The 15,698-nt window shown below is 70.6% G+C and carries 7 protein-coding genes; 6 read left to right on the top strand and 1 reads right to left on the bottom strand.

What is annotated here, in order from left to right; all coding sequences use genetic code 11:
- Positions 1 to 60: 60 nt before the first annotated feature.
- Complete coding sequence (locus ACFUN8_RS13015; RefSeq protein WP_383635256.1) at positions 61 to 1,923, bottom strand: CocE/NonD family hydrolase; 1,863 nt, start codon at positions 1,921 to 1,923, stop codon at positions 61 to 63.
- A 451-nt stretch (positions 1,924 to 2,374) separates the two neighbouring features.
- On the opposite strand from ACFUN8_RS13015, the gene ACFUN8_RS13010 reads away from it, so the two are divergent.
- The 6 genes from ACFUN8_RS13010 (at position 2,375) to ACFUN8_RS12985 (ending at position 15,583) form a co-directional block, all read left to right on the top strand.
- On the top strand, positions 2,375 to 3,166 hold the full coding sequence (locus tag ACFUN8_RS13010) for an alpha/beta fold hydrolase (protein ID WP_383635252.1): 792 nt from the start codon (positions 2,375 to 2,377) through the stop codon (positions 3,164 to 3,166).
- A 229-nt stretch (positions 3,167 to 3,395) separates the two neighbouring features.
- A complete protein-coding gene (locus ACFUN8_RS13005; protein ID WP_383635250.1) occupies positions 3,396 to 4,511 on the top strand; it encodes a phosphopantetheine-binding protein in 1,116 nt (371 codons plus the stop codon).
- Positions 4,508 to 5,344 carry a thioesterase II family protein gene (locus tag ACFUN8_RS13000; protein WP_383635247.1) on the top strand — a complete coding sequence of 279 codons (837 nt, stop codon included), beginning with the start codon at positions 4,508 to 4,510 and terminating at the stop codon, positions 5,342 to 5,344. The genes ACFUN8_RS13005 and ACFUN8_RS13000 overlap by 4 nt, the downstream gene beginning before the upstream one ends.
- Before the next feature lie 11 nt (positions 5,345 to 5,355).
- Positions 5,356 to 7,941, top strand: a complete 2,586-nt coding sequence (locus tag ACFUN8_RS12995; RefSeq protein ID WP_383635244.1) for an amino acid adenylation domain-containing protein — start codon at positions 5,356 to 5,358, stop codon at positions 7,939 to 7,941.
- Positions 7,942 to 7,944: 3 nt separating this feature from the next.
- Entirely contained in the window at positions 7,945 to 11,421 is a 3,477-nt protein-coding gene (locus ACFUN8_RS12990) for an amino acid adenylation domain-containing protein (RefSeq protein ID WP_383635241.1), read from the top strand.
- Positions 11,405 to 15,583 carry a condensation domain-containing protein gene (locus tag ACFUN8_RS12985; protein WP_383635238.1) on the top strand — a complete coding sequence of 1,393 codons (4,179 nt, stop codon included), beginning with the start codon at positions 11,405 to 11,407 and terminating at the stop codon, positions 15,581 to 15,583. Before ACFUN8_RS12990 ends, ACFUN8_RS12985 begins: the two co-directional genes overlap by 17 nt.
- Positions 15,584 to 15,698 lie beyond the last annotated feature (115 nt).

Raw genomic sequence — 15,698 nt, 5'->3', positions numbered from 1 at the left:
GCGATCGGCGGCGGCACGCTGCTCGGGTGGGCACGGGGTCGGCGGGGGCCGGGCCGAGGGTCAGTGGCGCCTGGTCGGGGGAATCGTGAACGACGCCGGGCCGGCCGGCAGATCCACCGTGTACTGGCGCAGATAGGTGTCCAGGAACGGTGAGCGAGCACCGGCGGTGGGGCGGTCGTCGGCCGGGCCGTCCAGGGCCAGTTCGAGCCGCGCGTTCTTGACCTTGATCGTCTCGCCGGAGGGCGTGTCGCGCCATGAACCGGTCTGGATCGAGCCGATCTCCACCGCCAGGACGTGCCCGGAGGCCAGGGTCCAGTCGGTCGCCTTGAGGTCGACCGTCAGCCTGCCCGAGTCCAGCAGGGAGACCTGCTCGTCGAACATGACGGCGGTGCCGTCCGGGGCCACGTCGTACAGCTTGACCATGACGTTGCCCCCGCCCTTGGCGGTCAGGGAGACCTGCGGGGTGCCGGTGACACGTACGGCCCGCTCGACCGGCTTGGACCACACGAAGAAGCTGGACGTGATCTCACCGGCTTTCTGGCGCTTCGCCTGCCCCTCGGCGAGGCCCTTCGGCGCGGCCGGGTCGAGCGTGGGCGCGTTCTCCATGTCCCACTCGCCGGAAGGCTGTTGGCGGGGCCCCGGAGTCGCGTCGCCGGACGGGGCCAGTCCTACGCGTGCGGAGGCACCGCCGTCGTCCACGTACGAGCCGTCGCCGAGCGGGAGGCTGACGGACCGTTCCACGACGGGCCACGTCTTCTGGGCACGCCAGGTGCCGGTGGAGTCCTGGACCGAGTAGGCCGGGTGGTCGACCTTCGGTTTGATGCCCTTGAGGTACTGGTCGTAGAAGGAGAGTGTCTCCTCGTACCAGCCCTCGCGTCCCATGGCCAGGCGCCCGTCGCCGGTGACGTCACCGCCGCGTACGTGGTCCCACTGGCCGAGCCAGCCGCGCTCGGGGCCCTTGTGGTTGCCGAGGTACTCCTGCATCTCCTCGGGCTTGGTGTTGTTCTCGATGAAGCCCTGCGTGACGAACAGCGGGGTGTCGGTGTGCTTGGCCATCCTGGCCAGGTCGCGGGAGGTCCAGTGCTTGTCCCGCTGGTCGGCTATTCGGTATCCGGCCGAGTTCTCCGTGAGGCACTCCGGGTGGGTCTCCTCCCACCGGGAGTTGGCCAGGTAGCGCGGGTCGTCGTCCGCCATCTGATCGACGGTGGCGATGGAGTTGTAGGCGTTGGCGGTGCCGGTGACGTTCGGGCGGGGCACACCGTTGGAGTAGATGTACTGGTACATGTCCCACACGGGCTCCTGGGCGACGACGGCCTTGAGCGCCCGCTGGTCCAGGTTGTTGCCGATGAGGCCGGTGACGGCGTCGTACGACTTGCCGTACATGCCGACCGCACCGGTGGACCACGGCTGCCTGGCCGCCCAGTCGACGGCGGCCTTGACGTCGGCCTGCTCGCCCGGTCCGCCCCAGTCGAGGCAGCCGGTGGAGCCACCGAAGCCGCGCAGGTCCACCATGACGAAGGCGTAACCCTCGTCGAACAGGTCCGTCCCCTCGATGAAGTCCTGGAAGCGGTTCGAGGGACCGGTGTGCGTCCAGTCCTCGGGACCGGTCTGCCCCGAGTGGCCGAAGTACGGGCCGATCGACAGGATCACGGGCACGCGCTTCTTCTTCGCCAGCGCCTCGGGGAGCAGGACGTCGGCGTGCAGTTCGGTGCCGGAGTCGTCGGAGGACGGGAAGTAGCTCTGCGTCCAGACGGAGCCCTCCGGGACGCGGTCGTTCTCCGCGTGCGTGACGGGGTCGGTCGCGGTGGCGACCGCACCCGCCCGATCCCGCGCCGCGGCCACGGGGCCGGTGAGCGTGCCGGTCAACGCGAGAGCTGCGACGAGTGATGAGGCGGCCCAAGCGGTCGCGCGACGTCTTTTCACATGCGTCTCCCAGAGTTGTGGGTGAGGAGCGGTGCGGAGCGGTGCGGTGCGGTGCGGAGCGGAGCGGTGTACGGGGCGGGCAACGGCGCTGACCTGCACTGGAGTTACGTCATGGACATGGCTGAAACTGACGGCGAGGCAGCCTACGATCATCGGTAAATCACGTCAACGGGGCAGCGGGCCGGGTGTGGACGACGGTCGTCCGGAACGAGGCCGTGGCACCGCCGGCCGACGCCCATCCGCCGCGCAAGTGGATGTCTCCCGTACCGGTTCGCATCCGGTGACCCCCTGCGGCGGATCGCCTGACCTGCGAGGACGCGCCGGACGGCAGACAATGGACCTGAAGCGACGGCGCGGGCGCGGCGGACAGCCACGGAACGTGGGGACGTAGGCACAGAGGGCACGCCCCGAGGCCATGCCCCCGGCGAACACCCCAGAGAGGGGAAACCTCATGAACGGTACGCGGCACACCACCCTCGCCGGCCTCTCCGCCGACCTCCACGGCGCCTCCGACGCCCGGCGGCCGATCATCCTGCTGCACGGCCTCTCCTACGACCGGAGCCAGTGGGGCCCGCTCATCGGCGAGTTGGACGCCGTGGACCCCGGCCGCCTCGTGCTCGCCCTCGACCTGCCGGGCCACGGCGGCTCGGCCCCCCGCCCCTCCTACCACCTGGACGAGGTGGCCCTGCAGGTGCGCGACGCCGCGACGGAGGCCGGGTTCGACACACCCGTCGTGGTCGGACACTCCCTCGGCGGCGCCCTGGCCACGGTGTACGCGGCGGCCCACCCGGCCGCCGCAGTGGTCAACATCGATCAGCCCCTGCTGGCCGGACCGTTCAGAGACGTACTCCTACGGGCAGAACCGGTCCTGCGGAGCCCCGCGTACGGGGAGGTCTGGGAGGCGATGCTCCGGAGCATGCAGATCGACCTGCTCCCGCCGGCGGCACGCGAACTGGTCAGCACGGCGACGACTCCCCGGCAGGACCTGCTCCTCGGGTACTGGGACGAGATACTCACCACGCCGGCGGACGTCCTCGCCGAGCAGCGGACGCGGGACATGGGCGTACTCCGAAACCGCGGAGTCGCGTATCACCATGTGAGCGGGGCGGAGCTGCCGCCTCCGTACCGCCAGTGGCTGGAGACGGTGCTCCCGGACGTCACCGTGACGGTGATCCCCGGCAGCGGGCATTTCCCGCACCTGGCGCGCCCGGTGGAGGTGGCGAAGATCCTCGCCGCGTACTGACTCGCCTCCCGGATTCTTGAGGACCGACCCCAGGCGTCCGTGACCTGCCCATTCATCGGGAAACTCCGCTCGATCGGCAACTCGGCGCGCCCAATTTGCCGCCCCGATGCCTGGCCCGCGCAACGGCGTGGCAGCAAAACTTGCCGTCCGGTGCTCCACCGCACGCCGTGGGTGTCGCGGGTGTGACGGGGCACGCGGTGAGGCTGCGCGGCTGACCGACGGCGGGAGAATGATCGAAGTGACCAGTGCAGTCGGCGAGTTGCCGAAGCGCATGCCCACACACGTCATCGAGGCCCTGCTGTGCTCGCTGTGGGGGGAGCATTTCGGCCGCCCCGCCGACCCCGACGACGACTTCTTCGAACTCGGCGGCGACTCACTGTCCGTCCTCGAAATCGTGCTTCAGGCACGCAAGCGCGGGCTGGAGTTGCGTGCGTCGCAGGCGCTCCGTCACCCGACGCCGGCGCGGCTGGCGGAGTCGGTCACCTCGCGATCCACCGACCGCGCTCCGGAACGGCTGCATGCCCTGGTGAGCGCGGCGGCAGACATGACGCGGCCGGGCCTTACGCCAGCGCCTGCGCCTGCGCCTGCCGGACACGACGGCACCGTGACCGCGCGGACCGGCAGTGAGGAATACCGAAGCCCGCTGTTCGTGGTCCACTCGGACAGCCACCGCGTGGCCGAGCAAGCAGCGCTGCTTCGTTGGAGCCTCGGCCGTCCGGTCCGTAGCCTCGGCCTGCCCGGCCTTGACGGTTCGGTCACGGACAGCACGGCCATCGTCCGCTCGTCGCGCGTCCTCGCCGAGGCGCTGCGCACCGAGCAGTCGGGCGGGGCGGTGTCGATAGCGGGTTTCGGCCTCGGTGCGGTGTTCGCCTACGAGGTGGCCCGGGCGCTGCGGGTGGCGGGGAGGCAGGTCGAGCTGCTCGCGCTGCTGTCGCCCGCGATGCCGGGAGTCGCGGTGCCGGGCACCGCCGCCTTGTTGCGCCGGCGGGTCGCGGTGCTCGGTGCCCGGTTCGGGCTGGGGGACAGCGCGGACGCGAGGGATCTGCTCCTTCAGGCGCACGCGGCGGGGTGGTTCGAGGATGTCGAGTCGCCCGAGGATCTGGTTCACCGGCAAGCGACCTGGGTCAAGCTCACGTCCGCCGTTGCCGGGCATCGGCTCGACGGCTTCGACGGACCGGCGCTGCTGGCCGTGGACCGGGCGGGCCTGGCGGTGGCCACCGAGGTGTGGGGCGCCGGATTGGCCTCTTCGGTGGTGTCCCCGTTGGACAACGAGCTGGAGTCGCCGGCGGGTGCGCTGCGCGACCCCGGTCTCGCCGAGGCGCTGCGGAAGGTGTGTGCGTCGTGAACTCCGTTCCGTCATCGGTCGAACGGGCCGCGTCCGACGCTGCCTCGGTCGGTTCGAGTGCGAGTGCGAGTGCGAGTGCGAGTACGGTGCGCCGCTGGTTCGCGCGACCGCGGGCGATCCCCGATCCCTCGCTGCGGCTGGTGTGCTTTCCGCACGTCGGCGCCGGCGGTGCGGCGTTCAACGCCTGGGCGGACCTGCTACCGGCCGGGGTGGAGCTGTGCACCGTCCGGTTCCCCGGACGCGAGAACCGTTTACGGGAGCCGCTGCTCGACGAACCCCAGCGGGCGGTTGACGCGACGCTTGCCGCGATGCTCCCGCTGCTCGACCGGCCGTTCGTGCTGCTCGGCCACTGTTCCGGCAGTGTGCTGGCCTATGAATGCGCCCGTCGTCTCCAGCACTCGGGTGGTCCGAAGCCGGCCTTGGTGGTGGTCTCGTCCGCGGAGGGGCCCTCGGTGCGACACGTCACCGACCCCCTGCACAAGCTGCCCCGGGAGGAGTTGCTCGCGCGGGTGGTGGGGTACGGCGGGATGGCGCCCCAAGTGCTCGCCGACCCGGACCTCATGACGATGCTCGAACAAGTGATGCGTGCGGACTACCGCGTGGTCGAACGGCTGCGGTACTCGCCCGGACCGCCGCTGGCGACCCCCCTCGCGGTGCTCGGCGGACGGCGGGACCGGTTCGTCTCGGAGCAGGCGCTCGGGGCCTGGGCCGCGGAGACGACCGCCGGCTTCTCGGTGCACATGCTGGACGCTCCGCACTACCTGCTTCAGCACGCGGGTGCGCTGGTGGCCGAGCTGCTCGGTGAGCTGCTTGACGCGGGGCTTCAGGAGTGACCGGGTCTCAGATGGTGTCCTTGCCGACGGCCTGGCGGCCGGTGGACTCGGCGGGCGCGGGCGCGAGCGCGGACGCGGACACGTACGCGGGCAAGCGGTTTGAGGCGACACTGTCGGCAGACCGGCTGATCGGCGTCGGAGTCGGTGTCGTCGTCGGAGTCGGAGTCCGCGGGGGGCGCGCGGAGCGGGACGACGTACCGCTGTCGGCGCTGTTCGCGGTGCACGTCAAGGTCCTGGGCATGCTGTGGGAGGACCGCAGGTTCCGTACCACCGTCCGGACGGCGGGCGGTACGGAGCGCGAGCTGGAGGTGGATCTGCGGCCGGCGCGCACGTGGCGCGAACTCACCTCGGCGTCGGGCGCCTTGCTGGGCGGTCCCGACGGCACCTCGGACCGTCCGGTCGAGTTGACGGCCACCGGTCCGGCGCCGGAGCACTCACGAGTGGGTGTTCTGTTCGATATCGGGGGACGTGTCGCAGCCATCCGCCCCGCTGCCGCTTCGGCCCCGGACGTCGTAGACAAGCCTGAGCCCGGGTACGGGCTGGTCGTCTCAGCGGGTAAGGACCGACTGCTGTTGTCCGCGGACAGCGGTGTGCTGTCCCCCGGCGCGTTCGACCGACTCGTAGACCTCTATCGGTGCGCGATGGCGGCGGCCGCGGCCGATCCGGACGGGGACGCGAGCGCGGCCTGCCTGCCGGACGCCGAACGGCGAGCGGTACTCGGGCGGTGGAGCTCCGGCCGCCGTGTCGAGCGGTCGGGAGAAACGGTCCTCGACCTGTTCCGGGCCCAGGCGCGGCAGAACCCTGACGCCGTGGCGATGCGATGCGGCGACGCCGTCCTCACCTACCGGGAACTGGACGAGCAGTCCGACCTCGTCGCCGAGTCGCTGACAGAGCTCGACGCGGGCCGGGAACTGCCGGTGGGGGTGTCCCTGCGCAGCGGGCCCGGCCTGCTTCCGGTGCTGTTCGGCGTGTGGAAGACAGGCGCGCCCTATCTGCCCCTGGACGTCGGCCTGCCCGCCGCCCGGCTGCACGCGATGGTCACCGCCGCACGATGCAGGCTCGTGATCGCGTCGGCCGGCGGTCCGCCGATGTGGGACGGCGCCGAAGGCGTGAAGACCCTGACGCTCGAAACCGTGCTGTCGCCGGACCGGGGACGTTCGTACGGAACCGCGGGACCCCCCGGCGCCGGGGTGCGGCCGGGACCGGGGAGCCCGGCGTACGTGATGTACACCTCCGGATCCACCGGCCGTCCCAAGGGTGTGCTGGTGCACCACGCGGGTCTGGTCAACTACCTGCTGTGGACGGCCGGGAACTATGCCTCCCGGGGGACTGGCGGCTCCCCCTTCTTCAGTTCCATCGGCTTCGACCTCGGTGTGCCCAGTCTGTTCACGCCGCTCATGGTCGGGCAGGCGGTGCACCTGCTGCCCGATCCGCTCGACCCCGCCGACCTGGGCGCGATCCTCACGGCCAACGGCCCGTACAGCTTCGTCAAGTGCACCCCCGGACACCTCAACATGCTGAGTCTGGAGCTGGATCAGACGGAGGCGCACGACCTGGCCGGCGTGTTGATCGCGGCCGGGGACGCCTTCACCGGCGAACTGGCCCGGCGTTGGATCGACCTCGCCGGGCCCGAGGGGACCCCCGTGGCGACCGAGTACGGCCCGACCGAGATCACGGTGGGCAACTCGGGCCGGCCGGTGGACGATCCCGACCCGAACGGTCTGATACCCCTGGGCCGGCCCATTCCGAATACGACGATGTATGTGCTCGATGAGCTGCTTGAGCCGGTTCCTGTCGGTGTTCCGGGTGAAGTACACATCGGCGGTACGGGTGTCGCGTACGGATATCTGGGCGACCCCTCGCTCACGGCGGAGCGCTTCCTGCCCAACCCGTACGGCGCCCTCGGGTCGCGGCTGTACCGGACCGGCGATCGGGCGCGCTGGACGGACTCGGGTGACCTGGACTTCCTCGGCCGCGCCGACCACCAGGTGAAGATCCGCGGCTACCGGATCGAGGTGGGGGAGGTACGTGAGACCTTGCGCCACACGCCGGGGATCGCCGACGCGGTCGTGACAGCGGTCGGACAGCCGGCCCGTCTGGCCGCCTTCGTCGTCCCGGCGCCGGATCATGCGCCGGACTCGGCGCACGTGCGGGCCCAGCTCTCCCGCGAACTCCCGGACTACATGCTTCCGTCCGACCTGGTGGTGGTGGACGCCCTCCCGCTGACGGCCAACGGCAAGGTCGACAGGGACGCGCTGGAGGCCATGCTGCCGGGCCTCGGCGCGGCAGCCCCACCGCGGTGCCGGCCGTCGGGACCGATGAACGAGGACGCCAGTGAAGGGAGCACGGTGAACGAGAACCCGTCCGAAGACGAAGCCCTCACGGAACCGCTCTACCAGGTGGTGTTCAACCAGGAGCGGCAGTACTCCGTGTGGCCGGCTCACCGCGAACCGCCGGCCGGCTGGCAGCGCGAGGGCTACACAGGCACCAAACAGGCATGCCTCACCAGGATCGCCTCGGTGTGGCGAGACCTGCGTCCGCTCAGCGTCCGCGATACGGAGGGCCCGGCCCCGGCCGTGTCCTCCACGGGGAGGTAGCGCATGCCCGTCATGCTGCCGGAACTCATCCTGGACTCGATCCGGCGATACTCCGACTCCCCCGCCGTGATCGCCGGTGACCGAGTCGTCAGCTATCGCGAGCTGGATGTCCGGGCGAGGCAGGTGGCAGCCGCCCTGCGCGCGACCGGCGTCGGCACCGAGTCGACGGTCGGCATCCTGATGACCCCGGGTCCCGGACTGGTCACCGCACTGGTGGGATCGTGGATGGCGGGTGCCTGTTATGTGCCGGTCGACCCGCTCGCACCTGTGGAACGTCAGGGCTGGCTGATTGAACTGGCCGGCCTCTCGGCCCTGCTGACCGACAGTCGGTCCGCCGTCGCGGCCTTCGGAGCGCAGCTCCCGGTCATACGGGTCGACGCGCCGAACCCGGTACCGGGCACCGCGACCGCGCCCGGCGCTTCCGCCGGCAGCACCCCGCCCCGCAGCGCCGCGTACATGATGTTCACCTCCGGCTCGACCGGTACGCCCAAGAGGGTCGTCGTCGAGCACGCGGCGATCGCCAACCGTGTGCGGTGGGGAATCCGGGCGTTCGGCATGACGGCGGAGGATCGATTCCTGCAGAAGACTCCGCTCACCTTCGACCCCGCGGTCAGCGAGATCATGACTCCGCTCGTCACCGGTGCGCCAGTGGTGTTCGGTCGTCCGGACGCCGGGCAGGACGCCACCGCACTGGTGGCGTCCATCGCCGAGACCGGCGCGACGGTGCTCCAGGTGGTTCCCTCCATGCTGCGCCTGCTGGCGGTGGAGCCTGGTCTGGAGGACTGTCACACGCTACGCGTCATGATCAGCGCCGGCGAACCGCTCCACGCCGAACTGTTCCAGCAGGTCCGCGAACGCGTGGACGCCGAGATCTGGAACGCGTACGGCCCCACGGAGTGCACGATCGACGTCACGGCGGCCCGGTGTGAGCCTGAGCGGAAGACCGGGCCGATGCCGATGGGCCACCCGATCGACAACGTGCACGTGCGGTTGATCCCCGCCGGGGTCGAGCCCGGCGAGACCGCGGACCTTGGTGCGCCACACCCTGCCGACATGCTGTTCGAGCTGTACGTGGGCGGTGCCGGTGTCGCGCGTGGCTACGACAAGGACCCGGCCCGGACCGCCGAACGATTCCTCCCCGACCCCTCGGGACTCCCCGGTGCCCGGATGTACCGCACCGGCGATCTGGTGCGTCGAGCCGCGGACGGCTCGCTGACGTTCGCCGGGCGGGTGGACGCTCAAATGAAGATCAACGGCGTACGAATCGAACCCGGCGACGTCGAGTCCGTGCTGGAACGCCACCCTCAGGTGGTCGCGGCCGCGGTCGCTCCCCTGGATGACTCACGGGGCCACCGTCGGCTCGGTGCGTGGATCGTGACCGCCGACGGTGACGAGCCGGACAGTCTGATGACCTTTCTGCGCGGCCGGCTTCCCGCCTCTCTTGTGCCGTCGGTCGTCACCACCGCCGTGGAGCTGCCCGTTCACACCAGCGGCAAGATCGATCGCTCCCGGCTGCCGGAACCGGCCCCGGCCGGACAGCCGTCGGCGAGCGGCGCGACGGCGACGGCGACGGCGTCCGCGGTGCCCGCTCGCGACCCGGACCCGGACCCGGACGGCCCGGTGACGACCGAGCAGGCACTGGTACTCGCGGCCTGGCGGGAAGTGCTGGACGTCGACCAGATCGCGCTCGACGACGACTTCTTCCGCCTCGGCGGGCACTCCCTCCTCATAGCCAAGCTCGCCGCTGTCCTGGCCGAGACCTCCGGTACGGCGCCGGAATTCCGAGACCTGCATCTTCATGCCACGCCGCGGGCCCAGGCCCAGTTGCTGGTGGACGCGGTCCGGGCCCGGCCGATCGAGGCGCTGCCCGAGGGGGCCCGCGTCCCGCTCTCCCCCGGCCAGGAGCGCTTCTGGGTGCAGGATCGAATGGACCCCGGCAGTGGCGAGTATCTGCTGCCGGTCATGCTGTGGATATCCGCCGACATCAGCGAACTGACGCTGCGCCGGGCGGTGGGGCGCCTGGTGGCTCGCCACGAGCCGCTGCGGACGTGCTACGCCATGGACGCCGCCGGGCTGCACGCCGTTGTCCTGCCCATCGGCGAGCCGAACGCCCCTGAGGCAACCGGGTCGTCCGGCCCGACGGAGCCCGGGTTCACCCCGGACTTCGAAGCCGTCGACACGACTCCGCCCGGCGTCGTCGGCCAGGTCCGGGCTGCTCTCAAGGGAGGTTTCGACCTGGCCTCGGCGCCCCCTGTGCGCTATCGCTTGATACGCGACGGCGGGGACGAGCAGCTCCTGCTCGTGGTGAGCCACCACATCGCCGGGGACGGGTGGTCCGTACGGTTGCTGGAACGGGACCTCCGTGAGTTGATCGAGGCGACCCGCACAGACCGGCCGGCCGCCCTGCCCGTGCTGCCCGTCAGATACCGAGATGCCGTCGCCTGGCAACGCAGGCTCCTCACCCCGCAGGTGGTCGCGGAGCAGCTCGGCTACTGGCGTCGTACTTTGGACGGCGTCCCACCGCTGGTGCTGCCCGGTTCACCGACACGGAAGCCCTTTCGCGATATCGAGGGCGCGGCCGTGCGGACAGCGGTGCCGGCCGACGCCGCCTCGGCCCTGCTCGCGGTGGCCCGGGACACGGGCGCGTCGCCGCACACCCTGTTCCTCACCCTGTGGACCGTGCTGCTGGCTCGCTCCGGCGGGGCGTGGGACTTCGGCGTCGGGACACCGCACGTCGGTCGTGACCGGACCGAACTGCTCGACGTTGTCGGCCTTTTCATCAACGTCGTGGTCATCCGCGCGGGACTGACCCCGGCCATGCCCTTCCGCGAGGCCGTCGAGCGTGTGGGGCGGGTGCATCAGGAGTCGATCGCCCAGCACCTGGTGCCGTTCGAGCAGGTGTCGGACGCCGTGGAGCCGGACCGTGACCGCTCGCGCACCCCGGTGTTCCAGACGTTGTTCTCCCTGACCGGGGACGGGCTGGTCGGTCAGGAGGTCGGTGATCGGGACCTGCGCGTACTGTCCGAGGCGTGGCGAGTGGCGCGGACCGACGTCGCGTTGACGATGTGGCCACGAGCGGCCGGTGGTTTCGGGGGCCTCTTGGAGTACGCGGTGGACGTGGTGCCGGAAGGGACCGCGCTCGACCTGGCCGAGCAGTTCGAGACCCTGGCCCGTCAGTTCGCCGCTGCCCCCGACACCGCGGTCGGCGCCGTCTTCGCGGAGGACCCGGAGGCGCCCCCACTGGCCGCCACGGTGCTCGACATCGTGCGTGAGGTGCTCCAGCAGGACGACGTGGGTGTCGACGACGACGTACTGAGCCGCGGCGGCAACTCACTGAAGGTCGCCCGGCTCCTGTGGAGCGTCCAGAACGTCTTCGACGTCGAGGTGTCCATGCGGACGTTCTTCGACGACCCGACCGCTGCCGCGCTCATCGGCGAGGTCGAGCGTCTGCTGGTCGCACAGGATGCGTCGGCCGGCTGACGCCGCGGCCGCCATCGACCGAGCCGGTCCCCGGGCCGGCGGCCGGCACTCATGCACGGGAAAGGGTGAGATCACGATGACGTCCAATCAGAGCGACCCCGGATCGAGGGCTCTCCCACACCGGACGGCGGACCGGCCGGCTCGCCGGCGGCGGCCAGCGGCTGCGACGCGGACGGTCGTTCCCAGGGCGGACCACGGCCGACCGTCCCCTCTCTCGGCCGGACAGCGGCAGATGTGGTCCTTGCAGCAGCTGAACCCCCGCAGCCCGGCCTATCTGATGCCGTGGGCGTTGCGTATCACCGGCCCACTGGATCACGAGGCCCTGCGGCTCGCCTGGAGAGACCTGGCCTCCCGGCACGAGGTCCTGCGGACCTCCTACACCGACGCCGGGGCAGAGAGCCCGGAGGAGGTCGTCCAGACCGTCTCCCCCACCGCCGATCCGGCATGGCAGGAGATCGATCTGACACCCCTGCCGGCGTCCCGCCGTGAGGAACGGGCGCGGGAGATCGCCAACTGGGTACGCCGTCGTCCGTTCGACCTGACGGTGGAACAGCCGCTGCGAGTGACCTTGATCAAGGTGAACGACCTGCTCCATGTGATGGTGGTGACGGTCCACCACATCGCCTGTGACGGATCGGGCCAGATCGATAGTGAGCTGGGCGAGTTGTACGAGGCGCGGGTGACCGGAAGGACGGCCCGGCTGCCCGATGTGGCGGTTCAGTACGCGGACTTCGCGATCTGGGAGCACGCCGGTCTGACCGAAGGGCGGCTCGAACCGCATCTCGCCTACTGGCGCTCCGCGCTGGCCGGTGTACGAGACCTGCCGCTTCCGCTCGACCGGCCACGTCCGAGCCGGCCGGACGCACACGGCGGTTCCGTGACGGTGGAGTTCTCGGCGGGAACGTCGGACGCGGTGCGGGCACTCGCCGCGGCGCGTCGGACCACCCCGTTCACCGTGTTGCTCACCGCCTTCCACGCGGCTCTGGGACGTATCGCGAGAACCGACGACGTCACGGTCGGGCTGCCCTGCTCGCTGCGCACACTGCCCGAGCTGGCCGACACGGTCGGATACCTGGTGAACACGGTGGTCGTGCGGGCGCGTCCGCGTGCGGGGGTGACGTTCGGTGAGCTGCTTGACGAGGTGCGTACCGGATTGCTGGACGGACTGGATCACCGAGCGGTCCCGTTCGCCCAGGTGGTCAATGACCTCAATCCGGAACGTACGCCGGGTGTGAACCCGCTCTTTCAAGCGATGTTCGACATGCCGGCTCACGACGACGACTCGTTGCACCTGCCCGGCCTCGTGGTCGAGAAGCTGGATCTCGCGCAGTCGCCGGTGGCCAAGTTCGATGTGAACCTGCGTGCCGCTGTGCTGCCGGACGGCCGGTTCACCGGGCGTCTGGACTATTCGGCAGCGGTGATCGAGGAAGGTACGGCCGCCGAGTGGGCCGAGTGCTGGCGTTCGGTACTTGAGGAGGGGGTACGTGAGCCGGGAACGCCGTCGGCGGACCCGCGGGGCGCGTACGCCGCCGGTGAGCAGCAGTCCACCACCCGTCGGAACACCGGCGGACCCGACGTTGAGCCGTCGGGGGCCGCGTCCCGTACTCCTTCTCCGTCGGAGCGGCGGGAGTCGCGGCCCCACCCCGAGATGTCGCCGGAGGATATGGCCGCGCTGGTGGCGCAGGCCTGGGCGGAGGTTCTGGGGGCTGACGACGACCCGGATCCGGACGAGAACTTCTTCGACGCGGGTGGCGACTCGCTCCGTGCGGTCACTCTGGCCGGCCGGCTGCGCGGTGCGGGGCTGGACGTGGCGGCGGCGGACCTGTTCGCGTTCCAGTCGGTGGCCGAACTGGTCGCGGCTCTGTCGGGTCGCGGAGGGATAGGGCCCCTGCCGGATCCGGTCGAGCCGTACGCCCTGATCGGATCCGAGGACCGGGCGGCGCTGCCGGCGGACGTGGTCGACGCGTATCCGCTGGCCGCGGTGCAGCTCGGCATGCTGGTCGAGCTGCACTCGCGGCCGCTGATCAGCACTTACCAGGACACGACGTGCTACCTCGTACGCGACGACGCCCCACTCCGTGCCGCGCTGCTGAAGCAGGCCATGCAGACCGTGGTGGACCGGCACGAGGCACTGCGCACGTCCTTCGACCTGTCGGGCTACTCGGTCCCGCTGCAGCTTGTGCACCGGGACGCGGAGATCGCGGTGAGGTCGACCACGATGGCGGACGGCGAACCGGAGGACTGGCTGTCGGTACTCAAGGAGTTCTGCGCGGCCGAACGGCTGGCGCCGATGGACGTGGCGTCGGCCCCGCTCATCCGGGTGCACACACACGCACGTCCCGACCGGACGCGGTGGTGGCTCAGCATCACCGAATGCCATCCCATCCTGGAGGGGTGGAGCTTCAATTCCATGATCATGGAGGCCCTCAACCTGTATCGCACGCTGCGCGACGGGGGACGGCCGGCGCGGCCGGAACCGGTGCCGTTCCGGTACGCGGACTACATAGCCGCCGAGGCGAGGGCCAGGCGGAGCGAGGAGGACCGCGCCTACTGGAAGCAGACCGTGGAGGGGTGCTCGGAGCCGGCCCTCCCCGTGGGCTGGCAGGACCTGCCGCACGTCGCCGGGCGGCGGGACCAGTACCTGGTGGACCTGCGTGACCTCGACGTCGAACTGCGACGGCTGGCCGAACAGACCCACACTTCGCACAAGGCGGTGCTGCTCGCCCTCCACACCACCGTGATGCGGATCGTGACCGGTTCGGAGAGTTTCTTCACCGGTCTCGCGTGCGACGCGCGGCCCGAGGCGGTGGGGGCCGACCGGGTGTACGGCATGTACCTCAACACTCTGCCGTTCCGGATGCCGGAGGGACGGCGGACATGGGGCGATCTGGTGCGTGCCACCTACGACCGGCTGACCGAACTGTGGCCGCACCGCGTGTACCCGATGCCGCTGCTGCAGCAGGAATTCGGTGGCGCCGACCGTATGTTGCACGTGATCTTCAATTACCTGGACTTCCAGCAGATCGGGATGGACCTCGTCGATGGTGAACTGATCTACAACGACAACGTGAACGAGTTCGGTCTGCACGTCTTCACCTGGCGTGGCGGCCTGTGCCTCAATGTGGACAATCATCTGCTGAGTCCGGACGCCGCCCCGGTCCTGCTGGCGCTGTACCGGCTCGTGGCCGAGGAAATGGCGCTGGGGCCGGAAGGTCCGGTCGATCAGGCCGAGTTGCGGCTCGCCGCCGATCAGCCCGGTCCGGGTCAGCCGGTCCGGTGGGCCGGCGGGGTCGGCTTCGGCGGAGGCCGGGTCGCGGCCGCGCTGAGGCAACTGGCCGGCCTCTCGGCGACAGTGTCCCCCGGCAACGGGACGGTGCCTTGCCCTGAACACGTCGCCGCGGGGGTGACTGTTCGCGTACTGGGCCCGGAGCGGCTACCGGTGCCGCGTGGTGTCTCGGGGGATCTCTGGGTCGGCGGTGCGGACCCCGCGCTGCCGGACGCCCGTCGGACCGGACTGGCGGCCCGCGTGGGGCTCGACGGCGCCCTGGAGATCCTCGGCGTCGCGGACCTCGACCCACCGGACGCGGCGCTGTGGCCAGGAGGGTCCGCCACCGTGCTCCTGCGGATACGGGAACTGATCGACCGCCATCCGTCGGTGCGCGACAGCCGGGTGCTGGTCCGCCCGGACTCCCCGGAGACAGCACATCTGATCGCCTATGTGCGGCCGGCCGGTACGACGGAGGTCGATGTCGCGTCGATCAGGCGCTGGCTCATCGACCGGAAACTGCCGCGGCGTCTCATCCCGGAGCTGTGGATCACCGTCGAGGAATGGCCTCTTCGCCCGGACGGCGCGCTGCTGGTCGACCATCTCCCGAAACCCGTCGCGCGTCCTCCGGAACAGGCGGATGAACGCCCCTGGGACGACGTGTTCGACAAGCTGCTGCGGGAGGCACTGGACCCGGCGCTCGACACCGCCGCCGATGTTCCTCTCGCCGAGAGGGGGCTCGACTCGCTGGGCAGCGTCGGCCTGTTGGTGGCGATCGAGCAGGCGTACGACATCACCATCATGGAGGACCTTCCCTTGATGGAGATCATGCGTACCCCTCGGACCCTCTGGGAGACGGTGGATCGAATTCGCACAGAGGAAGGCGGTGCCAACTGAGATCAGGCGCCGCCGGACCTGACCTGACACGGCGAAACCAGGCAACGGGCGGCACGTTCCAGGACTCCGATTGCCGGTGCCCTGCCTTCTACGTCGCACGGCCCCTGGCCACAGT

It is taken from the genome of Streptomyces sp. NPDC057307 (assembly GCF_042667665.1).
Lineage (GTDB): Bacteria > Actinomycetota > Actinomycetes > Streptomycetales > Streptomycetaceae > Streptomyces.
This window is presented reverse-complemented; position numbering and strand designations above follow the sequence as displayed.

What these genes read in the sequence shown, in the direction of transcription:
- ACFUN8_RS13005 (WP_383635250.1), top strand. Translation starts at nt 3,396, where the DNA reads ATGATCGAAGTGACCAGTGCAGTCGGCGAGTTGCCGAAGCGCATGCCC.
- ACFUN8_RS12990 (WP_383635241.1), top strand. Translation starts at nt 7,945, where the DNA reads ATGCCCGTCATGCTGCCGGAACTCATCCTGGACTCGATCCGGCGATAC.
- ACFUN8_RS12995 (WP_383635244.1), top strand. Translation starts at nt 5,356, where the DNA reads ATGGTGTCCTTGCCGACGGCCTGGCGGCCGGTGGACTCGGCGGGCGCG.
- ACFUN8_RS12985 (WP_383635238.1), top strand. Translation starts at nt 11,405, where the DNA reads ATGCGTCGGCCGGCTGACGCCGCGGCCGCCATCGACCGAGCCGGTCCC.
- ACFUN8_RS13010 (WP_383635252.1), top strand. Translation starts at nt 2,375, where the DNA reads ATGAACGGTACGCGGCACACCACCCTCGCCGGCCTCTCCGCCGACCTC.